This is a genomic window from Bradyrhizobium sp. USDA 3262 (assembly GCF_054060035.1).
Genome location: NZ_JBSSCT010000001.1, coordinates 1,693,727 through 1,718,533 on the forward strand (window position 1 = coordinate 1,693,727; position 24,807 = coordinate 1,718,533).

General features: G+C 66.5%; 19 protein-coding genes and 1 riboswitch. Of the genes, 6 read left to right on the forward strand and 13 right to left on the reverse strand.

The genetic code is table 11. The features are described from left to right. Positions 1–284 precede the first annotated feature (284 nt). From ACVWYP_RS07785 to ACVWYP_RS07800, 4 genes are read right to left on the reverse strand one after another with little or no spacing between them, the layout of a single operon-like run. Positions 285–1,370, reverse strand: a complete 1,086-nt coding sequence (locus tag ACVWYP_RS07785) for a lipocalin-like domain-containing protein (RefSeq protein WP_304498297.1) — start codon at positions 1,368–1,370, stop codon at positions 285–287. After that, positions 1,360–3,819 (reverse strand): ABC transporter permease, encoded by a 2,460-nt coding sequence (locus ACVWYP_RS07790; RefSeq protein WP_304498298.1) that lies wholly within the window; start codon positions 3,817–3,819, stop codon positions 1,360–1,362. The genes ACVWYP_RS07785 and ACVWYP_RS07790 overlap by 11 nt, the downstream gene beginning before the upstream one ends. Continuing rightward, the gene (locus tag ACVWYP_RS07795) at positions 3,816–4,469 is read right to left on the reverse strand and encodes an ABC transporter ATP-binding protein (RefSeq protein ID WP_304498299.1); all 654 of its coding nucleotides are present in this window, start codon (positions 4,467–4,469) and stop codon (positions 3,816–3,818) included. The genes ACVWYP_RS07790 and ACVWYP_RS07795 overlap by 4 nt, the downstream gene beginning before the upstream one ends. Positions 4,470–4,505: 36 nt before the next feature. Then, a complete protein-coding gene (locus ACVWYP_RS07800) occupies positions 4,506–5,267 on the reverse strand; it encodes a class I SAM-dependent methyltransferase (RefSeq protein WP_304498300.1) in 762 nt (253 codons plus the stop codon). A 225-nt stretch (positions 5,268–5,492) separates the two neighbouring features. Here ACVWYP_RS07800 and ACVWYP_RS07805 point away from each other — a divergent pair, with 225 nt between their 5' ends. Continuing rightward, on the forward strand, positions 5,493–6,809 hold the full coding sequence (locus ACVWYP_RS07805; RefSeq protein ID WP_304498301.1) for an MFS transporter: 1,317 nt from the start codon (positions 5,493–5,495) through the stop codon (positions 6,807–6,809). Between the two features lie 80 nt (positions 6,810–6,889). Here ACVWYP_RS07805 and ACVWYP_RS07810 read toward each other — a convergent pair whose 3' ends face one another. Next, positions 6,890–8,608, reverse strand: a complete 1,719-nt coding sequence (locus ACVWYP_RS07810; RefSeq protein ID WP_304498302.1) for an N-acyl-D-amino-acid deacylase family protein — start codon at positions 8,606–8,608, stop codon at positions 6,890–6,892. 168 nt (positions 8,609–8,776) lie between these two features. Continuing rightward, positions 8,777–10,585, reverse strand: coding sequence for a chloride channel protein (locus tag ACVWYP_RS07815; RefSeq protein ID WP_304498303.1), 1,809 nt, complete (start codon positions 10,583–10,585; stop codon positions 8,777–8,779). A 76-nt stretch (positions 10,586–10,661) separates the two neighbouring features. Between ACVWYP_RS07815 and ACVWYP_RS07820 the strand changes: the two genes are divergently transcribed. Continuing rightward, positions 10,662–11,114 (forward strand): MarR family winged helix-turn-helix transcriptional regulator, encoded by a 453-nt coding sequence (locus ACVWYP_RS07820; RefSeq protein WP_092078941.1) that lies wholly within the window; start codon positions 10,662–10,664, stop codon positions 11,112–11,114. A gap of 124 nt (positions 11,115–11,238) precedes the next feature. On the opposite strand, the gene ACVWYP_RS07825 is transcribed toward ACVWYP_RS07820, so the two are convergent. Next, positions 11,239–12,477: an MFS transporter gene (locus tag ACVWYP_RS07825; protein WP_304498304.1), complete on the reverse strand. Its 1,239-nt coding sequence runs from the start codon at positions 12,475–12,477 to the stop codon at positions 11,239–11,241. A gap of 226 nt (positions 12,478–12,703) precedes the next feature. Here ACVWYP_RS07825 and ACVWYP_RS07830 point away from each other — a divergent pair, with 226 nt between their 5' ends. Next, positions 12,704–13,951: an ATP-grasp domain-containing protein gene (locus ACVWYP_RS07830; protein ID WP_304498305.1), complete on the forward strand. Its 1,248-nt coding sequence runs from the start codon at positions 12,704–12,706 to the stop codon at positions 13,949–13,951. A gap of 17 nt (positions 13,952–13,968) precedes the next feature. Here the strand turns inward: ACVWYP_RS07830 and ACVWYP_RS07835 are convergent, their stop codons facing one another. The 3 genes from ACVWYP_RS07835 to ACVWYP_RS07845 form a co-directional block, all read right to left on the reverse strand. After that, positions 13,969–14,961 carry an ABC transporter substrate-binding protein gene (locus ACVWYP_RS07835; RefSeq protein ID WP_304498306.1) on the reverse strand — a complete coding sequence of 331 codons (993 nt, stop codon included), beginning with the start codon at positions 14,959–14,961 and terminating at the stop codon, positions 13,969–13,971. Positions 14,962–15,170: 209 nt separating this feature from the next. Next, entirely contained in the window at positions 15,171–15,344 is a 174-nt protein-coding gene (locus tag ACVWYP_RS07840; protein ID WP_304498307.1) for a hypothetical protein, read from the reverse strand. A gap of 111 nt (positions 15,345–15,455) precedes the next feature. Then, positions 15,456–17,669 (reverse strand): TonB-dependent receptor, encoded by a 2,214-nt coding sequence (locus tag ACVWYP_RS07845; protein ID WP_304498308.1) that lies wholly within the window; start codon positions 17,667–17,669, stop codon positions 15,456–15,458. Positions 17,670–17,832: 163 nt separating this feature from the next. Then, positions 17,833–18,030: riboswitch (cobalamin riboswitch) on the reverse strand. 112 nt (positions 18,031–18,142) lie between these two features. Between ACVWYP_RS07845 and ACVWYP_RS07850 the strand changes: the two genes are divergently transcribed. From ACVWYP_RS07850 to ACVWYP_RS07860, 3 genes are all read left to right on the forward strand, one after another. Further along, positions 18,143–19,186 carry a FecCD family ABC transporter permease gene (locus tag ACVWYP_RS07850; protein WP_304498309.1) on the forward strand — a complete coding sequence of 348 codons (1,044 nt, stop codon included), beginning with the start codon at positions 18,143–18,145 and terminating at the stop codon, positions 19,184–19,186. Then, entirely contained in the window at positions 19,183–19,956 is a 774-nt protein-coding gene (locus ACVWYP_RS07855; RefSeq protein WP_304498310.1) for an ABC transporter ATP-binding protein, read from the forward strand. Before ACVWYP_RS07850 ends, ACVWYP_RS07855 begins: the two co-directional genes overlap by 4 nt. A gap of 203 nt (positions 19,957–20,159) precedes the next feature. After that, positions 20,160–20,975: an ABC transporter substrate-binding protein gene (locus ACVWYP_RS07860; protein ID WP_304498311.1), complete on the forward strand. Its 816-nt coding sequence runs from the start codon at positions 20,160–20,162 to the stop codon at positions 20,973–20,975. 172 nt (positions 20,976–21,147) lie between these two features. On the opposite strand, the gene ACVWYP_RS07865 is transcribed toward ACVWYP_RS07860, so the two are convergent. The 3 genes from ACVWYP_RS07865 to soxB all read right to left on the reverse strand — a co-directional run bounded on the left by ACVWYP_RS07865 (position 21,148) and on the right by soxB (position 24,773). Beyond that, positions 21,148–22,188: an MBL fold metallo-hydrolase gene (locus ACVWYP_RS07865; protein WP_304498312.1), complete on the reverse strand. Its 1,041-nt coding sequence runs from the start codon at positions 22,186–22,188 to the stop codon at positions 21,148–21,150. A 384-nt stretch (positions 22,189–22,572) separates the two neighbouring features. Next, entirely contained in the window at positions 22,573–23,028 is a 456-nt protein-coding gene (locus ACVWYP_RS07870) for a DsrE family protein (RefSeq protein WP_304498313.1), read from the reverse strand. Further along, entirely contained in the window at positions 23,025–24,773 is a 1,749-nt protein-coding gene (gene soxB, locus ACVWYP_RS07875; protein ID WP_028343531.1) for a thiosulfohydrolase SoxB, read from the reverse strand. Before soxB ends, ACVWYP_RS07870 begins: the two co-directional genes overlap by 4 nt. Between the last annotated feature and the right edge of the window lie 34 nt (positions 24,774–24,807).

The window sequence follows — 24,807 nt, forward strand, 5'->3', positions numbered from 1 at the left end:
CCCGCGCGCGGGGAGAGGTCGGAACGCATCGTCAGATGCGTTCCGGGTGAGGGGGGACCTCGGCGAGACCAGCTGTCACCGAGTACGCGGAGACGGCCCCTCACCCCAACCCTCTCCCCGTAAGAACGGGGCGAGGGAGCATAGTTATGCCGCGGCCCCATTCGGACCAATTCCGTCACGTCCTAGAGCGTTTTCGAGCGAAGTGGATACCGGTTCGCCTGAAGAAAACGCGTCAAAACAAGAATCTAGAGCCCCGTTCCGATTCCATCGGAACGGGAAAAGCTCTAGTACCCCGTCATCTCAAGATAGCCGATTCCGGCGTGGCTGCCTGAGAAGCGGATCGGGCCTTCCCAATACGGGAAGCTGGTTCCCATCCAGCTCCGTGCATTGAGCGGCGTGGTCTCGATGGCAAGGCCGCGTGCGGGCAGGCTGACGCGCCATGACGTCGGCAGCTTGCGGCCGTCGATCTCGGTGGTTGCGAGCGGCACGATGCTGTTGCCGCCGGCGGCGATCTCGGCCGAGCGGCCGTCCGGCGTGATCCAGTTGCCGAACAGGTTTTCGCGGCCGTCCTTCTGGCGCAGCCGGTACAGCATCAGCTTCTCGTCGCCGGGCAGATGCAGCGAGAACCAGTCCCAGCCGGTTTGGTCGGCCGCCAATGGCTGGCTGCTCCATTCGCGATCCATCCAGGCTATGCCCGTGACGTCGACCGGTCTGTCGTCGATCACGATACGGCCGGACGCCTTGTAGAACGGCTGGCTGTAGTAATAGGAGGCCTGTCCGCGATCCGACTTGCGGCTGTAGCCGTGGTCGCCCTGCAGCACCAGCGCGCGGTCGGCCTCGAGCCGCAGCGCGGTGCTGAAGTCGGTGGCGGAGGCCTTGAGCTCAAGCGGCGCGACGCGTTGCGCATCGAACGGATCGCGCCCGCGCAGCTCCCAGGCGTCGATCCAGGCGCGGAACGGCGTGGCTTCGACAGCGGCCTGCCCGACGCCGCCGCGGGCAAAGGTCTCGCGGAAGCGGTGCGTGCCGGCGCTGGTCACGGCGGCGTGGCCCATCCAGAGCTGCTGATTGGCCCAGCCCTCGGCCGGTCCGCCCGCTTTCATCGCCTGGCGGAACAGCGTCCATTGCGCGCCATAGGCCGCGCCGCTCGTGTCGGACAGGTTGGCGGTCACGTACCACCACTCGATCCGGAATTCCGGATGCGGGCCGTGGTCTGCGGGGAACGTGAACGGCTTGCCCGGCGTGACGGCGGCAAATCCCTCCGCGGTCTCGCCGAGCCCGGCGAAGCCCTGCGCGAACGTCTTGCCGCCGAGCGCGAGCCCCAGCGCACCGCCGGCAAAGGCGCGACGGGTGATGGTGCCGCTAGCGCTCATTGACAAAGATCCTGATCAGGCTGGCCGGCTGCATGCGCGCCAGCCTGGCGACCGGAAGCGCCGCCGCGCAGAATGCGGCGGCGAGCGCCACCGCGAGCAGCTCGATCAGCTGCAAGGGAAATACGTGGAACGGCAGCCGCCAGCCGAACGCCTTGACGTTGACGATCGCAAGCAGGCACCACGCCACCAGCAGGCCGAGCGGCAGCGCGAACAGGGCGGTGATCAGTGCGACCGCCATGGTCTTCAACAGTTCGAGCGCCGCGAGTCGCCGCCGGGTCAGGCCGATCGCCCAGAGCGGCGCCAGCTGCGGCAGCCGCGAGTTGGCCAGCGTCAGCAGGCTGGTCAAGAGCGCGATGCCGGCGACACCGAGGGTGAAGGCGTTGAGCGCCGCGGTTACCGAGAAGGTGCGATTGAAGACCCGCCTGGATTCCGTTTTCATCCTGGCCTGGTCGGCGATGTTGCGATCATCGAGACCGAATTTCTCCTGTAGCGCGGTGATCAGCGGTGCGATCTTGTCCGGTGCCACGCGCAGGCCCATCCGCGTCATTGGTGTCTGCGGGAAGTGCCGGGTCAGCGCGGCGAAGTTGACCGCGATCTGGCCCTTGGGGTTGCCGTAATCGGCATAGATGCCAACGATCTCGAGCGGCCAGTTGCCACCGGGGGCGGGTACCTCGATATGATCGCCGATCGACAGCTTCATCCGTCGCGACAGCTGCTCGCTGACGAGGCCGGTGTCGCCGGGCCGCAGCCGAACCCACGCATTCGCAGCGCTTTCGAGCAACGGCCAGTTGTCGCGATAGGTGGCGTGGTCGGGCAGGCCGAGCACCTCGATCGGCGCGCCGCCGAGCTGGGTGTCGGCGCGGCCGCCTGGCAGGATTGCCTCAACCTCGGGCCGGTGGCGCAGCCAGGCCTTGATCTCCTTTGCCTGCTGATCGCTGGCGGCGCTGATGTAAACGTCGGCGGCGAGCCTTCCGTCGAGCCAGACCAGGAAAGTGCGATTAAAACTTTCCACCATGGTGCCGACGCCGACATTGACCGCGAGCGCAAGCAGCAGCGCCATCAGCGCCAGCGACAGTCCCGACAATTGTTGGCGGCTGTCTGCCCAGAACCAGATGCCGACCGGCGCCCGCGCGCTGCGTTGCCCGAAGGCCAGCGCAATCTGCAGGACCATCGGCAGGATCAGCGCCGCGCCGAGCATCAGCGCGGCCAGCACGGCAAATCCCGCGATCAGGGAATCGCCGAACCAGATCAGGCCCGCGGCGACCGCAAAGACCGCGAGTGCCGCCGCGCTCTGGATGATCAGCCAGCGGCGCTGCGCCTGCTGCCAGGCCTGCGGCTGCGCCGTCGCCAGCACCGGCATCCGGATCGCCTTGGCAAGGCTCGCGGCCGCCGCGGCGAGCGCGCCCAGAATGCTGATGGCGATGCCGGCGAACCACCAGACGGGTTTGAGCCAAAGCTGTCCGGGGATCTGCGCGCCATAGAGCCCACGCAGCGATGCCGCGACATCCGGCAGCAAGGCAGCCGCGATGAAGTAGCCGCAGACGAGGCCGATGAGGCCGGCGACCAGCGCCAGCGACACCAGCTCGATCACCAGCACGGTGTTGAGCATCCGCGCCGAGACGCCGCAGGCGCGCAACGTGCGCAGCATCGGCAGCCGCTGCTCGAAGGCGAGGCCGATCGCGGAGTTGACGATGAACAGGCCGACGAAGAACGACAGCAGGCCGAACGCGGTGAGGTTGAGATGGAAGCTGTCGGTGAGGCGTTCGAGGTCGCTCTCGGCGCTCGGCTCGACCAGACGGAGCTTGTCACCCGCCACGCTTTCCAGCGCTGCGTGCGGTGCTGTGGACTTGCCGACGAGCAGGCGCGAGACTTGGCCGGGCATTTTGAGGATGTCCTGCGCAATGCCGATATCGACGATCAGCGCGCCGGGCGCGAGCTCGGCCTGTACGCGCAGCGGCGGCAAGCTCGTGCCGTTGGCCTGTGGCCGCTCGCCTTCCTTGAGGCCGAGATCGCGCAGCGTTTCGCTCGCCACCAGCATTTCGCCCGGCGGCGTGACGAAGGCTTGCAGGCTGCCGCGTCCGACGGCCGGCGCGTTGCCGACCTCGGACGGCAGCGTCACCGGCTCGATGCCGAGCAGGCGGAAGCTGCGTCCGTCGATCTGGACCCGGCCCTCCAGCATCGGCGACACCGGCCAGCCGGCACGGCGCAGATCGACGAACAGTGCTTGCGGGAAGGTCGCGCTGTCCTTGGCGACCAGCATCGCGGTGCGCGATCCGCCGAAGGTCGCGGCGGCGCGGTCATAGGCGATGCGGGCCTGCTGGTTCAGCGCCTGCACGCCGCTCCACAGCGCGGTGGCCGAGATCAGGCCGATCAGCAGTGTTGCGAGCTGCATCGGATGCCGCCGCCAGTGGCTGAGCAGCACCGCAAGAATCCACAGCGCGCGCCTCATGCGACGATCCCGGCATGCAAAGTGACCTGGCGGTCGAGCGTCGCCGCGAGCCGCGCACTGTGCGTGACCATCAGGAAGCCGCAGCCGGTGCGGGTCACGAGATCGCGGGCCAGTGCCAGCACCTCGTCGGCGGTGTCCTCGTCCAGATTGCCGGTCGGCTCGTCGGCGAGCAGCAGCAGCGGCTTTGGCGCCAGCGCGCGGCCGATCGCGACGCGCTGCTGCTGACCGCCGGACAATTGCTCGGGATAGCGCCTGAGCAGGCTTTTCAGGCCGAGGCGCTCGACCAGTTCGTCGTGCCAGGCGGCGTCATGCCGGCCGGCGATGCGCGACTGAAACACGAGATTGTCCGCGACCGTCAGGCTTGGGATCAGGTTGAACTGCTGGAAGACGAGGCCGAGCCGGTCGCGGCGCAATTCGGCGCGGCCAGCGTCGTTGAGGTGGGAGACGACGATGTCGGCGAGCGCGATCTCGCCGCTGTCGGCGGCATCGAGCCCGGCGATCAGATGCAGCAGCGTGCTCTTGCCGCTGCCGGATTCGCCTGATAGCGCCACGCTCTCGCCGGTTGCAACGGCAAGGTCGACGCCGCGCAGCACGGCGACGTCTTCGCCGGCAGAGCGGTAACTCTTGGTCAGGCCGGTGACGCGAAGCACCGCGGCGGTCTGGTCAGATGAAGCGATGGCCGTGCCTCATTGCGGCTTCTGGTATTTCAGGACGAACTCGTCGATCGGCACCGGTGCCTTGAAGACGGGAATGTCCTTGGGGTCCTCCGCATGATGCAGGAAATCGCCCTCGGCCACCAGCTTGAAGCCGGCCGCCTCGATCTCCTGCTTCAAGGTGCTCTCCTCGATCCGGTGCAGCGTCTTGGCGACACTGGTGCCTTCGCCGGCCTTGGCGGAGTGATCCGCGATCACGAGGAAGCCGCCGGGCTTGAGCGCGGCGAACATCTTCCTGTTCATCGCGACGCGGTCGACCGGCAAATAGGTGATGTCGTGATAGAAAAAGAAAAAGGTGATCATGTCGAGGTTCTTGACCTCGGGCGGGATCGGGTCGTCATAGTCCCGCACCACATGGACCACGTTCTTCATCGCCGGCGCCTTGGCGCGGGTGTCGAACTTGTCCTTGACGAAGCGCTCGAGCACGGTCGCGGAATCCTGCGCATAGACCTTGCCCGACGGCGCGACGGTGCGCGCCAACAGTTCGGTGCTGTAGCCGGCGCTTGCCGCCATGTCGAGGATCGTCATGCCGGGCTTGACGCCGGCAAAGGCGAGCATCTTGGCCGGCTGCCGGCGCTGGTCGACCTGGCGATCCGCATCGCTGCGATCGGGTGCGGCGACGATCGCGGCGTAGTCGGGATTGGCGGCGTCTTCCGCGCGAACTTGAGGTACGGCAAGCAGGGCGGCGGATACGAGTGCAATGCAAGCGGCCGCACGTAGGATCGATCTGTTCATGAAATAACCCCGGGCTTTTCGTTGACCTCGAACATAGCAGTCGGGACATGACAGTTCACCGCTTCACTGGCGCGACCGACGCGATCGTGATCAGGCCGTTGGAAGCGCTCTGGGGCGCGTGACCCCGAGGAAATGCGGTGTTGCGTTGCACGGCGAGGCGTGGCTAGCATCGCCGGACGGGGCCGATTTTACGAAGCCAAAAACGAAAACGACGGGGAGCCGGACATGACGACGCAAGCGACGTCCAAGAGGACGTCAGAGGGGACGCCGAAGGGCGCCTGGCAAATCACCTTCCTTCTATTCCTGTTCATGGTGGTGAACTTTGCCGACAAGATCGTGGTCGGGCTCGCCGGCGTGCCGATCAAGAAGGAAATGGGCCTCACCCAGGAGCAGTTCGGCGATCTCGGTTCGTCATTCTTCCTGCTGTTCTCGATCTCGGCGATCGTGGTCGGCTTCATCGTCAATCGCGTCGCCACCCGCTGGGTGCTGCTGATCCTGGCGGTGATCTGGTCGCTGGCGCAATTTCCGATGGTCGGCACCGTCAGCTTCACGACGCTGGTGATCTGCCGCATCATCCTCGGCGCCGGCGAGGGGCCGGCCTTCTCGGTCGCCGCGCACGCGATCTACAAATGGTTTCCGGACGAGAAGCGCACGCTGCCGACCGCGATCCTGTCGCAGGGCTCCGCATTCGGCGTGATCCTCGCCGTGCCCGCGCTGAACTGGATCATCGTCAATCACAGCTGGCATCACGCCTTCGGCGCGCTCGGCATCGTCGGCCTGATCTGGGCCGTCGCCTGGTTCGCGCTCGGCAAGGAAGGGCCGCTGGTGTCGACGTCTGCCGTGACGGCCGACGAGCCGCGGATTCCTTACCTGAAGCTTTTGACCTCGCGCACCTTCATCGGTTGCGTGGTGGCAACCTTCGGCGCCTATTGGGCGCTGTCGCTCGGGCTCACCTGGTTCACGTCCTTCATCATCGAGGGGCTCGGCTTCTCGCAGCACCAGGCCGGCTTCGTCTCGATCCTGCCCTGGATCTTCGGCGCGACGATCGTGCTGCTGACCGGCTGGATCTCGCAGCTGATGCTGACGCGCGGCTTCACCACCCGCGGCGCGCGCGGCGTGCTCGGCTCGGTGCCGCTGATCGTCGGCGGCGCCATTCTCGCGATGCTGCCCTATGCGCCGCCCGGCGGGATCATGATCGCGCTGCTGGTGATCGGCTCGGGCCTGTGCGGCTCGATCTATGTGGTGTGCCCGCCGATGCTCGGCGAGTTCACGCCGGTGTCGCAGCGCGGCGCGATCATCGCGATCTACGGTGCCCTCTACACGATCTCGGGCATCCTGGCGCCGATGGTGATGGGCAATGTGATTCAGCATGCGGCCACGCCGATGGCCGGCTACATGTCCGGCTTCACCATCAACGCGGCGATCATGGCCGGCTCCGGCCTGCTCGGATTGCTGCTGCTGTGGCCGAACACCGAGCGCGCGCGCCTGACCGGCACGTCGCAGCCGGCAGACACGATCAAAGGCGCGATGTCGCCGACGTAAGGGGGCGCACCCTTAGAGACTTGCTGCACCTTGCCTCTCCCACAAGGGGAGAGGCGGGTGTTTGCCGCGACTGTCTTGTCTTAATTCAATCCCCGCGCGCCGCGGACGAGCTTGCCCGGACGTGCGCAGGTGGCCTTGCCCTCGCGCTGGGTCACGATGCCCGACACGATGGTGGCGTCATAGCCGTCAACCTGTTGCAAGAGGCGGCGGCCGCCGACCGGCAGGTCGTAATGCACCTTCGGCGGATGCAGGTGCAGCCGGTCGTAATCGATCACGTTGACGTCGGCCTTGAAGCCCGGAGCGATCACGCCGCGATCATGCAGACCGACCGACAGCGCGGTCTTGCGCGACTGCGCCGCGACCACGAACGGAATCGAGAGCTTCTCGCCGCGGCTGCGGTCGCGCGTCCAGTGCGTCAAGAGATAGGTCGGGAAGCTGGCGTCGCAGATGATGCCGCAATGCGCGCCGCCGTCGGAGAGGCCGGGCACGGCACTCGGCTCGCGCAGCATCTCATGCACGGCATCGAGGTTGCCGTCGGCATAGTTCAGGAACGGCACGTAGAGCATGCCGCGGCCCTCGTCGGTCAGCATCGCGTCATAGGCGAGCTCTTCCGGCTGCCGGCCCTGGCGGCGCGCCTGCGGGCCGAGCGCGTTTTCCGGCGGCTGCTCGTAGTCCGGCGGATTGCCCAGGAGGTACATCTTGTCGTAGTTCGGCCGGAAGAACAGCGGATCGTCGGTCGCCGTCGCGCTCTCGCTCAGGATCGCCGCGCGCACCTCGGGTCGGCGCAGATGCGCGAGCCGCTCGGCCAGCGGCAATTTGGCGATCTCGCGATAGCTAGGATGGGTCTGGAACGGATTGCGCGACAATTCGAGCCCGAGCAGCAGCCCGACCGGCCGCGCCGCGATCTGGGTCGTGATCGACAGGCCGCGGGCGGCGGCTTCATTGATGGTGTCCATGGTCTGCCGCCAGCGTCGCGGCGCCTTGTCGGCCTGGGCGACCGAGAACGAGATCGGGCACCTTGTGTTCTCGGCGACCCGCAGCATCATCGGCAGGTCTTCGTGCACGGTGCTCTGGTCGAGCACGAATTGCAGCACGCTGCGGCCAACGCCGTGCATCGCGCCGGCGATCGCGGTCAGTTCATCTTCGCCGGCTTTCAGCGTCGGCGTGTAGTCGCCGGTCGAGGTGCGGTGATTGAGCGTGCGCGAGGTCGAGAAGCCCAGCGCGCCCGCACGCACGGCGTCGCCGGCGAGCGCTGCCATCGCCTTGTTGTCCTCGGCCGTTGCGGGATCGCGGCGCGCACCGCGCTCGCCCATCACATAGACCCGCAGCGCGGCATGCGGCAGCTGTGCGCCGATGTCCATGTCGAAATTGCGATTCGACAGCCACTCCATGTAGTCGGGGAAGCTCTCCCACGCCCAGGGAATGCCGGCGGAGAGCACCGGCTCCGGAATGTCCTCGACGCCTTCCATCAGCTGGATCAGCCTGGTGTGGTCGCTCGGCCGGCACGGCGCGAAGCCGACGCCGCAATTGCCCATGATCGCCGTGGTGACGCCGTTCTGCGACGACGGCGTGATGTCATGGCTCCAGGTCACCTGGCCGTCGTAATGGGTGTGGACGTCGACGAAGCCGGGCGCCACCAGTTTGCCGCGGGCGTCGATCTCTTCCTTGCCCTTTGCCGAGACCTTGCCGACGTCGGTGATCTTGCCGCCTGTGATCGCAACATCGGCTTCATAGAGGTCGCCGCCCTTGCCGTCAGCGATGGTGCCGCCGCGGATCACGAGGTCTGGGGTCGAGGTCATGGCATTTCATCCCGAGGCTGTTTTTTGGTTGACGGCATCATGGGTCAGCCCCTGATGCTGTCAACCAGCGCCGATGAAGCTCTGGGATGCGCGGATGCTGATTTGCCAGCTGGGATCGAACGTTGCCGCCCGGCGGAAATTTGTTCCGCCGGGCAAATCGCCGCGAACCTAGCGCGCGCCGAAGAACGCTGTCTTCTGGGTCTCTTCGGCCTGCAGCCTGGCGCGGACGCGCATCAGGTCCTTCCAGCCGATATAGCCGACGAGGCGCTGGTCCTCGCGCGAGATCACAGGCAGATGCGAGACGTTGACCTGCATCAGGCGGTCGGCGAGCCGGTCGAGATATTCGTCGGGATAGGCGACGGTGATCTTGCTGCCGGCCAGCAGCTGCCTGAGCGTCGCGGTGCGATGCTTGCCGGCGCGGCGCCAGCGCAGCACGGAGGGCGGGTCGATCACGCCGAGCACGTGATGGCTGGCGTCGACGACGGGAAAGCTCGGGTGCCCGGTCTTCGGGTTGGTCAGGAAGGCGGCCGCGCCGTGCAGCGTCATGGTGTCGGCGACGGTCTCGACCGCCTTGGTCATGACGTCGCGCACGCGGGTCAGCGCGAACGGATCGACGCGGTACTCGCGCACCAGATGATGGCCGCGCCGCGCCACCTTCTCGGTCAGGATCGAGCGCCGCATCAGCAGCACGGTGACGCCATGCGCGGTGCCGCAGGCCGCGATCAGTGGCAGCAGCACATGGGTGTTGCCGGTGAGCTCCACGGCGAAGAAGGTCGCGGTCAGCGGCGAGCGCATCGTGCCGCCCATCGTCGCCGCCATCGCCAGCAGTGCCCAGAAGCCGGGGCTCGCCGCCGGCAGATAGCCGCTCAGCGCCGTTCCCATCGCACCGCCCATGATGAGCAGCGGCGCCAGCACGCCGCCCGACGTGCCCGAGCCGAGCGCGACCGACCAGATGACCGCTTTCACCACGAGCAGCAGCAGCGCGGCCTTCAGCACCACGTCGCCGCTCAGCATCGACGCGAGGTTGTCATAGCCGACGCCGAGCGCCTGCGGCTCGATCAGCCCGCCGAGGCCGACGACCAGGCCGCCGATCAGCGGCCACCACATCCAGTGGATCGGCAGCTTGAGAAAGATGTCCTCGCAGCCATAGACCAGCTGGGTGAGCACGCCCGACAGCAGCCCGGAGAGGATTCCGATCAGCATCCAGGCGCCGAGCTGCAGCACCGAGATGTCGACGCCGCCGGTGAACGGGAATAGCGGCGCGGGCATGTGCAGGAAGGTGCGCCCGACCGCCGCCACCACGGCGGCGACGGTGACGGGAATGAAGCTGCGCGGCGTCCATTCGAACAGCAACAGTTCGACCGCGAGCATGATCGCGGCGATCGGCGTTCCGAACACGGTGGTCATGCCGGCGGCGGCGCCCGCCACCAGCAGGGTCTTGCGCTCGTTGTCGCTGACCGGAAGCATCTGCGCGATCAGCGAGCCGATCGCCCCGCCGGTCATGATGATCGGGCCCTCCGCGCCGAACGGACCGCCGGTGCCGATCGACACCGCTGACGACAAGGGCTTCAGGATCGCCACCTTGGGGTCGAGCCGGGAACGGCCGAGCAGGATGGCTTCGATGGCTTCCGGAATGCCGTGCCCGCGGATCTTCTCGCTGCCGAAGCGCGCCATCAGCCCGATGATCAGCGAGCCCGCGACCGGCACCAGCACGGTCCAGAGCCCGAGCGGCGAATCCTGCAATTTCAGGTCGGCGAAGCTGAACTGGCCGAAATAGGCGATGTTGGTGGCAAGCTTGATCAGCTGCAGCAGTCCCGCACCGGCCAGCACGCCGGCGGCGGAGACGAACACGGCGATCGCCGAGATCACCACGACGCGGGGATCGGTCGTGAAGTCGCTCAGGAGGTGGCTGGCCTTGTCGCCGATCTTGGCACTGGTCTTGGCGGAGGCGCTCGATTTGGTGGAAATGACGCTCATTGGTGGCGTAAGGCTCGGGTGAAGTGGACGCGGCGTCATATCGCATTGCGATATAATTACAAGCGGGAGACATCGAATGGCAGCGTTGAAAGGACCGTCGAAATCGCCGAGGCAGGACCAAAAACGGGTTCCCAGCCAGGGCGATTACGAAACGCTGTCGCAATTTCGCTATCTGATCCGCCGTTTTCTGGAGTTCAGCCAGGATGCCGCGAAGGCCGCGGGCCTGACGCCGCGGCAGCATCAGGCCTTGCTGGCGATCAGGGGCTATCCGGGCGGTGGCCCGGTTGCGGTCGGCGATCTGGCCGAACGGCTGCGGCTTCGTCACCACACCACGGTCGAACTGGTCGACCGGCTGTCCGAGGCCGGGCTGGTCGAGCGCGTGCTTGATCCCGCCGACCAGCGGCGGGTGCTGCTGAAATTAACCGGCCTTGCGGCCGATCATCTCGCCGAATTGTCGGCTGTCCATCTCGATGAGCTGTCGCGGATCGAGCCGCTCCTGAAGCAGGTGCTGTCGCGACGGTCGGAATGAATTCACGTCGCGCAAACTCTATCCACGTCATTGCGAGCGGAGCGAAGCAATCCATAGCTCAGCAGCACGAGAGATGGATTGCTTCGTCGCTATCGCTCCTCGCAATGACGGCGGTGAAAGCCTCTCAGGCGCGCGGGCTGGCGGTCTCGGCCTGATACGCCGAAGCCTGCGGCTTGCGCTCGGTGACCAGAGCAAGCAGCACGGTCAGCACCATGAACACCACGGAGGCGCCGAACACCCAGTGCGGCATGTGCTGGTCCATGATCCAGCCGAACAGCAGCGGGCTCACGATGCCGCCGAAGTTGAAGCCGGTGGAGACGATGCCGAAGGCGCGGCCGGCGGCGCCGGGGGGCGCCGCGTTGCGCACCATCATGTCGCGGGACGGCGCGATCACGCCGCCGAGGAATCCGGCGAGCCCCATCGCCAGCGTGAGCGCCACGGACGGCAGGTTGAGCAGCGCAATCAGCAGCACGAGGGCGGCATTGACCGCGAAGCAGGCCGCGGCAACCTGGCTGTGGCGGTGGGTCCAGTCGGCGAGATAGCCGCCGGCGAGCACGCCGGCGGCGCTGGCGCCGAGGAATGCGGTCAGCGCAATATTGGCCGTCGAGAACGACGCGCCGTAACCGCCCATCAACGCGACCACGCCGAAATTGTTGATGCCCGAGGTCGACAGGCTGAGCAGCGTGAAGAAGGCCGTCAGCACCATCAGCGCCGGCGTGATCACGCTCGCCTTCGGTGCCGCATCGTCCTTTGCCTTGTTCTTGTTGGCGCCGGCATCGGGAATCCCGAGCACGATCAGGAACAGCGCCACCAGCGGACCGACCGCGCCGGCGACGATCAGCGCGCCGAGGCCGCCGATCGAGGCAACCAGCGCCGCCATGATCGCGGGCGCCACCGCGCCGCCGAGGAAGCCGGCAAAGGTATGGATCGAGAATGCGCGGCCCATCCGCGCCTCGTCCATATGAGCCGAGAGGATTGCATAGTCAGCCGGATGATAGACGCTGTTGGCAAGGCCGAGCAGCACCGCGCAGACGATCAGCGACGTATAGCTGAGATGCAGGCCGAGCCCGATCAGCGCGCAACCGCCGATGGTCAGTCCGATCAAAAGGATCTTGCGCGCCCCGATGTGGTCGGCGAGGTAACCGATCGGCGCCTGGGTCAGCCCGGAGACCACCGCGAACACCGTCAGCGCGAGGCCGAGCTCGACATAGCCGACGCCGAGCTGCTGCTTCAGGAACGGGAACAACATCGGCAGCACGAAGATATGGAAATGGCTGACCCAATGGGCGACCGAAATCCCCGTCAGCGTGCGCAGCGCGCTGTCGGCCTTCGCTTGCTGCGGTGCGGCCAGAACGTCGACCATGTCGTCGAAAACCCCAGTTCCATAGCGTTTTCAAGCGAAGTTAGTACCGGTTCGCGTGAAGAAAACGCGTCAAACAAAATGCCCGGCAGGGCCCGCCGAAAATAGAGATTGGCCGCTAATTGTCCATGAACGCGGGCGCATGGCTGCCCCCGGCGCGGGCGTGCCGGATCGACACATGCGGCATTAAATGCGGCGACAAAGCGCGGCGGCACGGCGATGATCGGCCATGATCGACCCCAAAAAGCAGCTCCGCGTGCTGGTGTCGGAGGGCTCCAGCACCTCCGGCCGCGAGGCGATCACGATCCTCGGACTGGCCGGCCATCACGTCGAGGTTTGCGACCCCTCGCGCTGGTGCCTGGCGCGCTACTCCCGCTTCGTCCGCAAATACCACCACTGTCCGCCGCTGCGGTCGGATCCAGCCGGCTTCCTGCGCTTCGTCGAGCGCCTGTTGGCCTCGCGGCATTTCGATGTGCTGCTGCCGACGCATGAACAGGGATTTCTGTTCGCCCGCGCCGCGGCGGGGCTGGCATCACGTACCGGCCTCGCGCTGCCGGATTTCGCCAGCTATCGCGCCGTGCACAGCAAGGCCGGCTTCAGCCGTCTGCTCGACCGGCTCGGCCTGCCGCAGCCGACGACCCGGATCGTGAACTCGGCCGAGGAGCTGCGCGAGGCGGTGCGGTTTCCATCCGTGGTCAAGACGTCGGTCGGCACCGCCAGCCGCGGCGTCTGGTTCGTGCGCGACGCTGGTGATCTCAATAGAGCGCTCTACGACCTCGAGTCCGCGGACGATTTTGCCGGCGAGGTGCTGGCGCAGGATCTGATCACCGGCACGGTCGAGAAGGCGCAGTCGGTGTTCTGCCACGGCACGCTTGTCGGCTTCCATGCCTACCGCCAGATTGCGGCCGGTGTCGGCGGCGGCGAGGCGATCAAGGAGAGCGTGAGCAGGCCGGCGATCCGCGCCGGCCTCGAGACCATCGGCGCGCATCTTCGTTGGCACGGTGCGCTCTCGGTCGACGTCATCATGCCGCTCGACAGCGCAACGCCGCTGTTGATCGACTGCAACCCCCGGCTGGTCGAGCCGATGAACGCCTTTCAGTCGGGCGTCGATCTGGTCGATTTGCTGCTGCGCGTCTCGCGCGGCGAGACCCCGGCGCCGCTGCCCGAGGGCCGCGCCGGGGTGCGGACGCATCTGGCGATGCAGGCGCTGCTCGGCAGTGCGTCGCGCGATGGTACGCGGCGTGACCTGATCCGGGAATGCGGCCGCATCGCCGCGGGCGAAGGGCACTACCGGGGAAGCAGTGAAGAGCTGACGCCGGTGCGGCTCGACTGGCTCAGTGCCGTGCCGCTCGCGATGACCACGGCGTTGCTGCTGGCATCACCGCAGATCGCCTCATCGCTCGCGCGCGGCGGTTTTGGCGCGCATCTGCTCGATCGCGGCAGCATCAAGGCGATCGAAAATGGCGATTTCCGATAGTATCCTTCACCGCGAATTCACTGCACGACCTTGTCTGCACGCTTCAATAGCTCGGGTGGGATCTCGACGCCCACGGCCCGGGCCGCCTGGAGATTGAATATCAGCTCTCGCCTGGTGACGACGCCGACCGGCAGGTCGCCCGGCTTCGCGCCCTTGAAAATCTTGTCGGCGAACGTCGCAAACTCGCGCCATGTATCGGCGACGTTGGCGCCATAGGTGATCACCCCGCCCGCGTCCGCCTGGCCGCCGGGAAACATCGCCGGCAAGCGGTTCTTCAGGGCCAGTTCACCAACTTGCTTTCGATTGCTGAAGGGCACCGGCACTTCCAGGACCAGCAGCGCCTCCGCGCGTTCCTTTGCCATCCCGGCAATTGCGGCCTCCAGATCGTCCGCACTCTTGACCTTCACGATTTGCGGCTCCAACCCCAAGGCCTTGGCTGCGGCCTCGTTGGCACGGTCAATCGGAGCGAGCCCGCGTTCATCGGCGCCGGGGATCGTTTGATCGCTGAGAATCGCAACGCGCGTGATTCCGGGCAATGCCTCCTTCAGAATTTTGAATTGCTTGCTGGCCTGCTGCGGATCGAGGTTGGTGAGGCCCGTGATGTTGCCTCCCGGTTTTTCCATCGAGGCGACAAGCTTCAATGCAACCGGGTCGGTCACGATTGCAAAGATCACCGGAATCGTCGACGTCGCCTTCTGCGACGCCACCGACGCCGGGCCGCCGAGTGCAAGGATGACATCCACGTTCGCACCGACCAGCTCCGAGGCGAGGCCCGGAAGGCGCTCGAGCTTCGACTCGGCAAATCGCGGTTCGATGACGATGTCGGGGCCTTCGAGATAGCCGCGGTCGGCGAAGTCGCTCAGAAGGTTTTTCTTGATGGAGTCGAAGAGCGGCGACGGGCTGCCGTTGAGAAGGATTCCTACTTTCCTGGGGGCTTGTTGCGCATTGGACGGTTCGCACGTCGACGCGATCATGCAGAAGACCGTGAGCACCGCCTTCGCAAACCTCATGGCACCGCCCCCCGGGCAAGGACCCAGCGTCCATGCGGAGCCTAGCACGGCAACCAATCCGGAAGGGGGGCCAGCCCATGACCCCGCTGCGACCTAATGTCTGCTTGGCGACGATGAACCGGGCTCGGTAGCTCGCAAGCTACGAGGCCGCCGCCCGCGACCCGGCGCGCAACTGCGCCCGGGACATTTGGATGGACATCTGCCGCGCCTCACAATGGCTCGTCATCATTGCCGTAGCGGTCGAGCTTCGGCGTGGCGATGTCGCCGTCCTCGTAATAGTCATCGTCCTGCAGCGCTGCGGGCGGCGGAGGCTTCTTCGACTTGTCGTCGATCTTGTCTTTGGTCTTGGCGCCGTCCTTGCTCGTCTTTCCGGCCTTGGCCATGCGTTTCCCCTGCACGGGTCAAATCAGCTGCCGGAATTCTACTCCAGTTTGCGGACGCTTGTAACGTGATGAGACGACGCGGCGGGCGCACACCCCGCCGTGCTGGACAGCTCAGAACGTCGCGCCGGCCTTCACCATGTAGGTGCGGCCGGGCAGCGGATAGGCCGAGAAGCGGCCCTCCGTGAACGTGCTCGCGATGGCGTAGTCGTAATAGAGCGCGTTGAACAGGTTGTTCACGCTCAGCGACCAGAAGAAGCGGTCATACTGCCCGCTCAGCTTGATGTCGGCGGTGGCGTTGCCGGGAATCCGGCTCTGGGTGTTGGCCTGGTCGTTGTCCATGATGCGCGCGCTCCAGGCCCGCACCGTGGCGTCGAACACCAGATAGTTCTGCCAGATATTCCAGGTGACGCCGAGATTGCCGGTGTAGCGCGACACCAGCGGCACGTCGTTGCCGGCCCAGATGCCTTCGCGGAACACCGCGCGGGTGATCGCCATGCCGGCGCGCAGGGTGACGCTGTCGCTGACCTTGAGCGCCGCGCTGGTCTCCGAGCCATAGCGGCGGGTGGGGTCGAGGTTGGTGTTGAAGAACAGCACCGGGTTGAAATGGATCTCGTTCTCGAGATCCATCAGATAGACACTGGTCTGGACCTGGAAGCGGTTGGTCCTGACGCGAAAGCCGCCCTCGACATCCTGCGAGGTCTGGGTCTTGAGCTGGAAGGTCTGCGGGATCGGGGCGAAGGTCAGCGGGTCGAATGACGGACCCGACGCGACGCGTTCGTCGACATCAGGCGTGCGGAATGCGCGTGCCGCGCGGCCGAACACCGAGAAAGTGTCGGTCAGGCGATGCTCGACGCCGACATGCAGCGCGTATTGCGTCTCGTTGCTGTCGAGCGGTGCCGCCTGCGCGTCGAACGCGAACGGCGCGTTCGGGTCGTAGCGATCGCGCGCCGAGACGCTGGTGTTTTGCACACGCGCGCCGTAGGAGAAGTCGGTCGTCGGCAGCACGCCGATCGTGTGCTGCCAGTAGCCGGCCACGGACTGCTGCTCGATATTGTAGATGTGGAACGGGTCGACGCCCTGATAGGCGCCGCGCGCCTCGCGGAAGGTCGAATCGTAATAGTCGATGCCGGTCAGGATCGTCGACGGCATCCCCAGCATCACATTCTTGACGCTGAGCCGCGGCGTGAGCGACCAGGTCTGCAGCGCGGCGTCATTGTAGGTCGAAGCGAAGCTGATGGTCGGCACCTTGCCGAAGAAGCCGCTCTGCGTCTCGCGCTGCCGCCAGCCGCCGTCGACGATCAGGTCGACGCCGTTGATCAGCGTCTTGGTGAAGCCGGCGGTGACGCTGGCGGTTTGCTGGTTGGCATAGTCGAAGGGCGTCGCGGCGCCGCGGCGATCGGTGAGCAACTCGTTGACGCCGATCGACGGATCGACCAGCCGTCCGCCGGGCAGGCCGAGCTTCTGGTCGCTGCCGGTGACGGTGAGGAAGGCGGTGAGATCAGGCGTGGTGTAGTTGATGTTGCCGACGGCGTTGCGCTGGTCGAGCGCATTGTTGACGCGGTAGCCGTCGGACTTGATGCCGTTGCCGTAGAACGAGGTGGACCACGGTCCGGAATTGAGCGCCGCGGAGACCGTGGCCATGCGGGTGTTGAACGAGCCGTATCCGCCCTCGGCCCGCATCGTCGTCGGCGGGCTGCCGACACCGGTCTTGGTGATGATGTTGACCACGCCGCCCACCGCGTTGTCGCCGTAGAGCACCGCGCCGCTGTTGCCGCGCGTGACCTCGATGCGCTCGATGGAATCGAGCGGGATCGTGGTGAGGTCGAAGCCGGCCTTGTCGACGTCGTTGAGGCGGCGGCCGTTGAGCAGGAAGAGGGTATTGTCGGTCGCGAATGCGCCGAAGCCGCGCAGGTCGACCGACGTCTTGGCGCCGTTCGGTCCGCCATAGGGCGTTTGCAACTGCACGCCCGGCACCTGCGCAAGAATCTCCGGTAGCGACTGCACCGGCGAATGCGCGATGTCGTCGGCGGTGATCACGGCCGAGGAGGAGCCGACAATGCCGGCGAACTGGCGGCCGCCACCGGTGCCACCCGTTCCGGTGGCCACGCCGGTCGCTGTCGTGCCCGATCCGCTGCCGCTGCCCGTATTATTACTCTGCGTGGTGCCCGGCGCCGGGCGGCGCGGCACCGGCGCTTCGTCTGCGGCCGGCCTGGCGCGCGTGACGTTCTGGTCGCCCGGCTTGGTGACTTCGATCGCCGGCAACTGATCGGGAGCGGGTGCCTGCTGCGCCCGCGCGGCGGAGCCAAGGATTGCAGGTGCGATCATCGTCGACGCAAGCAGATGCACGCGGTGCCGCCGATGGAAAGGGAAGGGGAACATAAGCGAGGCCTCGGCAACGTCAGTGGCACGTCACCGCGAACCAGTCTCACCATCGTGCTCACGGCATCAGGTGAAGCTCATGCCTGTACTCCCCGACCGGCATCCTCGCGTGTGACCACGGCTGACGGCAGGTCTCCTGGCTCGCGGGTCGTTACCCTTCGTCGCCTTCCCAGGACCGAGATTCCCAGTGGCCTGTGACGAAGGATTCACCGCATACAGTTGCGGGGGCAGCCGCGGCGTTGGGGAAGTTTCCCCGCACCGCATTCCCTTTTCATCTCATGAAAGAACCGTCATGTTCATCTAGGGTTCGGCCGGGCAGCAAAGTCAATCCGGCGGAAGTCGGGCGGCGGCCGGGCGGCCACGGTTTTTGTCGAGTGTCGCTTGTCTGCCACGGCGATCGCTGTAAGAGCATGGATCCGATGAGCGTGCAGGATTTTGCCTTGGCGGCCGAGGTCGCGGCGCGGCGCCGGTGGGGCGCCACCGCGGCGCTGCTCGCGCTCGTGGTCCTGCTGCTGGTGATCTCGCTCGGCATCGGGCCGGTGCGGCTATCGCCGCTTGCGGTGATCGAGGCGCTGTTCGGCGGCGGCAGCGATGTGGCGCAGGTGATCGTGCGCGAGATCCGCCTGCCGCGCACCATCCTGGCATTCGCGATCGGCGGTATTCTCGGGCTGTCAGGCGCGGCGCTGCAAGGGCTGCTGCGCAATCCGCTGGCCTCACCGTCGCTGTTCGGCGCGCCGCAATCGGCGGCCTTCGGCGCGGTGCTGGTGATCGCGCTGGGCCTCGCCGATGTGCGCTCCTATGCGCTGCCGGTGGTGGCGATCATCGCCGCCTTCGGCTCGGTGTTCGCGCTGCTTGCGATCGCTGGCCGCAATGCCGGGCTCTTGATCCTGATCCTGGCCGGGCTCGCGATCTCGAGCTTTGCGGGTGCTGCGACCGCGTTGGTGATGAACCTCTCGAGCAATCCCTTCGTGGTGCTGGAGATCGCGTTCTGGCTGCTCGGCTCGCTGGAGGACCGCAGCTTCCAGCACGTGGCGCTGGCACTGCCCTTCATCGTCGCGGGCGCCGCCATCCTGCTCAGCCAGGCGAGCGCCTTCCGCGCGCTGACGCTTGGCGAGGAGGCGGCGCAGAGCCTCGGCGTCGATGTCGGACGGTTGCGGCTACTCGTCATCACGGGCGTGGCGCTCGGCGTCGGCGGCGCGGTCGCGGTCACCGGCACGATCGGCTTCATCGGCCTCGTCGCGCCGCATCTGATGCGTCCGCTGATCGGTCACGATCCGGCGCGGCTCTTGGTGCCGAGCGCGCTCACCGGTTCGGCGCTGCTGCTCGCCGCCGATATCGCGGTACGTATCATCCCCTCGACATCGGACATCAAGGTCGGCGTGCTGACCTCGATCATCGGCGTGCCGTTCTTCCTTTACCTCATCATGCGCGAACGCCGCGCGCTCGGCGGAGGTGTGGCATGACGCTGCTCTCCGCCGCCGCGCTCAATGCCTCGCTCGGCAGCCGCAAGGTGCTGCACGATGTCTCGCTGTCGTTGCCATCGGGCCATCTGGTCGCGCTGGTCGGGCCGAACGGCGCCGGCAAGACCACGCTGTTGCGTGCACTGGCCGGGCTGATTCCCTCCGACGGCGAGATCCGGATCGGCGGCGATCCGCTGGCGTCGCTGCCGCTGCGCGAGCGTGCGAAGCGCTTTGCCTATCTGCCGCAGGGGCACATGGTGCACTGGCCGCTGCCGGCGCGCGACATCGTCGCGCTCGGCCGCTACCCGCACGGCGCGACCGATCCGGCGCGGCTGTCGCCGACGGATATGGACGCGGTGCTGCGGGCGATGCAGGCGGTCGACGTCACTGAATTCAGCGATCGCCGCGTCACCGAACTCTCCGGCGGCGAGCGCAGCCGCGTCGCGCTGGCCCGGGTGCTCGCGGTGGAGGCGCCGGTGATCCTCGCCGACGAGCCGACCGCTTCGCTCGATCCGCGCCACCAGATCGACGTGATGCAGAAGCTGCGCAACGTCGCCGACACCGGCGTGCTGGTGATCGTGGTGACGCACGATCTCGGGCTCGCGGCGCGCTTTGCCGATCATGTGCTGGTGCTCGCGGAGGGGCGGCTTGCCGCGCAGGGCGCGCCTGCTGAAGCATTGTCGGAGAGCGTCCTCGCCAGCGTATTCCGGGTCAGCGCCTACCGTGCCGAATTTCAGCGGGAGGCCGTCATCGTGCCGTGGGCGGACGTGTGATGTGGCCGGAGTATCGCAGCGAACTCGCTGCACCTCTCCGGCTTGCGCGGGAGGTCATAGCGCATCGAAAGATGCGCTATGGGTGGGGGCTCTCTCCACGATATGACTCGCGGCGACACCCCCACCCCAACCCTCCCCCGCAAGCGGGAGAGGGGGCTCAGCGTCAGCGTGGCAGCCATCTTGCTTCGCTTCATCTTGGAGCGATGGTCGCGATTCTGCTGTGGCTTGTTTCTGCCGGTGCCGCGTCCGCCGCCGGACCGCGCATCGTCTCGATGAATGTCTGCAGCGACCAGCTCGTGCTGTCGCTGGCCGACCCCGACCAGATCATCGGTCTCAGCCGCTTCTCGCGCGATGCCTGGCAATCCTGGGCCGCCGAGAAGGCGCGAAATTTTCCGCGCCTGTCCGGCGAGGCCGAGGACGTACTGCTGCTCAAGCCCGATCTCGTCGTGGTCAGCCTGTTCGACAAGCGCGCGACCCGCGACCTGTTGAAGGCCAACGGGCTGCACCTCGTCGAATTCACGGTGCCGCGCACGCTGGATGAGGTGAAGAACCAGATTCGCGCGATGGGCGATGTGGTGCAGCATCCCGATCGCGCGGAGGCCGAGATCGTGCGCCTCGACGCGGCCACCGCCCGGGCGCGGGCGGCGGCAAGCGCGCATCATTACCGCGTGCTGCCGCTGGAGCGGCGCGGCTTTGTCTCGGGCGACCATAGCCTGGTCAGCTCGCTGCTGGCGGCAGCCGGCCTCGCCAACGCCGCCGGCGAACTTGGCGTCGGCGCAGGCGGGTTTGCTTCGCTGGAGGCGATCGTAAAACTGCGGCCGGATTTCATCCTGGTGTCGGAAGCCGGCGACCGCGCCGAGGATGACGGTCGCGCCTTCCTGCTGCATCCGGCGCTGGAGCGCTTCTATCCGCAAAGCAAGCGCATCGTGCTGCCCGAGCGGCTCACCGTGTGCGGCGGCGTGATGCTGGCGGATGCGCTGGATCGGCTGACGGAAGAGTTGCAGCGAGTGACGCGGTGATCCTTCGTCATCCGTCATCCTGAGGAGCGCGTAGCGCGTCTCGAAGGATGCACGGCCCGGATGTCTCCAAATGTTTGCGGACAGGACGTGGCCGTGCACCCTTCGAGGCTCGCTCCGCTCGCACCTCAGGGTGACGGTCTCATATTTTCGTGTGGGCTAGACGGTTGGACGTTTACCCCATCACCACCGGCCCGCCGGCCTTCTTCCATGCGTCGATGCCGCCTTCGATATGAGCGGTATTGACCAGTCCGGCTTTCTTCGCGGCGGCCACCGCCATTGCCGAGCGCTCGCCGAAGGCACAGAAGAACACGACGCGGCGGCCGGTTGCGGCCGCGACTTCGCGCAGCATGCCGCCGGGCTGCAAGGTGGCGCAAATCCCCGGATAGGGCGCGTGCAGCGCGCCCGCGAGCGTGCCGTGCTTGGCCCGCTCGCCGCTCTCGCGCAAATCGACCAGCAGGATATCGGGCCGGCCGAGGCTCGCGATGGCGTCGCGCGCGTTGAGGGAGAGGCCTTCCTTGGCGAGTTCGTCCTGGTGCAGGCCGACATGCATGTTGGCGGGCACCACGACGTCCATCAGCTTCGGGTTCGGCAGATTGAGGTTGTTCATCAGCTCGACATAGTCGTCGATCGATTTGACCTGCAGCCGCGGATTGTAGCGCTTCTCCTCGCCGATGGTGGAGACGGTGTCGCCCTTGTAGTCATGCGCGGGGAACACCATGGTCTCCTCGGGCAGCTTCAGCAGGCGGTTGAAGATCGAATCGTACTGCGCCCGCGCGCTGCCATTCTGGAAGTCGGTGCGGCCGGTGCCGCGGATCAGCAGCGTGTCGCCGGTGAAGACGCGGTCGCCCATTAAATAACTATAGGAATCGTCGGTGTGGCCGGGCGTGTACAGCGCCTCGAGGCAGAGGCCCTCGATCGTCACCTTGTCGCCGTCGGAAACGCGCATCGACACCACGTCGGCCTTGCTCTGCTCGCCCATGATGGTGATGCACTGGGTGCGGTCGCGCAGCTCGCCGAGGCCGGTGACGTGATCGGCGTGCAGATGGGTGTCGACGGCCTTGACCAGCCTGAGGTCGAGTTCCTGCAGCAGCTTGCAGTAGCGGTCGGCCTTCTCCAGCACCGGATCGAGGATCAATGCCTCGCCGCCGGCGCGGCTCGCGAGCAGATAGCTGTAGGTGCCGGATACGCTGTCGAAGAGCTGGCGAAAGATCATGACGGCTTACCTATTCTCCGGGCCGAGTCACATGGAGGATATTATTCCATAGATAGGGTCCATTCAAAGCAAATCCATCCCCGTGCGACTCCTGTCCCGTCACCCCCGCGCAAAGGCTTCGCCTTTGTCGCTGGAGGTGCTCGCGAAGCGAGCCTCGAAGGGTGGATGGCCCAGATATTTCAGGGAATGAGGGGCGGACGCGCGGAGGGCGGGCGGGGCCGTGCATCCTTCGAGGCTCGCTCCGCTCGCGCCTCAGGATGACGGGACATATTTTCGCAGTTTGGGCGGCGCGACTACGGCCGCACGTAACTCCGGCCCTGCTCCTGCAGCTCCATCAGGGGCACCACTCCCGATGGTACGATGGTGGCGTCGAGGCGATTAGGGTTACGGCCTCACCAGGGTGTATCCGTTCTCGGTGAGCAGCAAGATCTGTGCGACGCCGACCTGCACGGGGGTGGCGGCGGCGATGTAGTCCGGCCGCTTGCCGCTGTCGCGCTCGATCGTGTCGACGGTGTTGAGGCAGATGTCGACCCGCGCGCCCTGCGCGACCAGGCTCTCGACCAGCTTGCGGTTCGGGTTGTCGGGCTTGAGCAGGTCGATGCCCGGGCCGAAGGCGACGATCTCGACCGCGACCTTGTCGGGATCGTAGTGCTTCATCAGATTGTTGGCGACGCCGATCACGAGGCCTTGCTTCCTCGGATCGTTGTCGGAGAGCTGCAGCACGACCTTGTGCTCGGCGAACGGCTTGTCCTGCAACGGCGCCAGCTGGGCGCGGGCGAGCGGCGTCGCCAGTGCGATCGCCGCGAGGCCGAGCGCCGCGATGATCGTGCGCCGCGTCATCCGTGCCTCGCGATGCCCGGATTGTCCTCGACGCCTTTCAGCGTCACGCCGGGTTCGTCGCGGTTCGGCGGCCGGCCGGAGCGCAGATGCCTGGCGACGACATCCCAGATCGGCGCGCCGCTCTGCTGGTTGACCGAGGCCCAGCCTGCGACCTTGTAGTGCTTGCCGGCTTCGAGATGCTTGCCGCTGCCGAGCTTCAGCTCGGAAATGCGCTTGCCGACGGTCTCGCCGGGCGTGCAGGTGTAGGCGAGGCCGCCGACGCGGACCATGTCGCCGCCCTGCTGATAATAGGGATCGACGTTGAACAGATTGTCGCAGACGTCTTCCAGCACATCCTTGATCTGGCTGCCGGTCATCGTGGCGACGTAGGTCTCCGGATAGGTGATCGCGGTTTCCGACAGCACGTCTTCCATAGTCAGCGGCTGGCCGGCGAGCGTGGTGATGCCCCAGCGGAAGCCCGGCGACAGCGCGATCTCGGCGTTGAGCTCGTTCAGCAGCGCATCGCAGATCAACTGATCGACGGTGCCGGAGAAATTGCCGCGGCGGTAGAGCAGCCGGTCGGCCGAGGCCAGCTTGCTGTTCCATTCGTCGACATGCGGATCGCGCATCTTGTCGATCAGCGTCTGCATCGCAGGATCGGGCTTCAGCAGTTCGGCGAACACCGGCAGCAGCCGGTAGCGGACATTGGCGACCTTGCCCTTGGCGAGATCGAGATCGAGCACGCCGATGAACTTGCCGTTGGAGCCGGCATTGGTCACCAGCGTGACGCCGCCGGCATTGGTCACCGTGATCGGGATCGGGATCGCGTCGTGGGTGTGGCCGCCGAGAATGACGTCGATACCGGTGACGCGGCTGGCGAGCTTGAGGTCGACATCCATGCCGTTGTGCGACAGCAGGATCACCGCCTCGACCTTATCGTTGTTGCGATGGCCGTCGACGAGCTTCTGCAGCTCCTCGTCGCGGATGCCGAACTTCCAGTCCGGCGTGAAGCGCTTCGGATGCGCGATCGGCACGTAGGGGAAGGCCTGGCCGATGATCGCGACGCGATGGCCGCCGATCTCCTTGATGAAGGACGGCTTGAACACCCGCCCCGAAGCCGGGTCGAACGCCTTGGCGTCGTTGAACGCGGCTTCCTCGGTCAGGAACACGTTCTGCGCCAGGAACTCGCCCTTGAAGCGGGAGAGGTTGTCGCGCAGCACCTGCTCGCCATAGGTGAATTCCCAGTGCCCGGTCATCGCCTCGATGCCGAGCAGATTGGCGGCCTCCACCATGTCGGCGCCGTTCATGGCGTTGGCGAGCCCTGAGCCCTGCCAGAGGTCGCCACCGTCGAGCAGGATCGAACGCTTTTCGCCGACATCGGCGCGCAGCTTGTCGACCAGCGTCTTCAGGTGGGCGAAGCCGCCGAGCCGTCCGAACCGGCCGGCGGCCTTCTCGAACTCGACGCAGGTGAAGGCATAGGCGTCGGCGCTGTCGGGCCGGATGCCGAAGCGGTCGAGGAACGCCTTGCCGACGAGGTGCGGCGGCTGGCCGGCCATCGCGCCGACGCCGAGATTGACGCCGGGCTCGCGGAAGAACACCGGCTTCAGCTGCGCATGCGTGTCGGTCATGTGCAGGATGCGGGCGTTGCCGAACCGCTCGAGGTCGTAGACGCTGGCGGTGTCGGCGCTGCGCGCAAGGCGGGGCAGGCCGGCCGTTAGCGTTGCGGCGGCCGCAGCTTTCAGGAATTCCCGGCGGCGGATGATCATCACTCTCTCCGCGCGGCCCCTGGCCTGCGCGCTC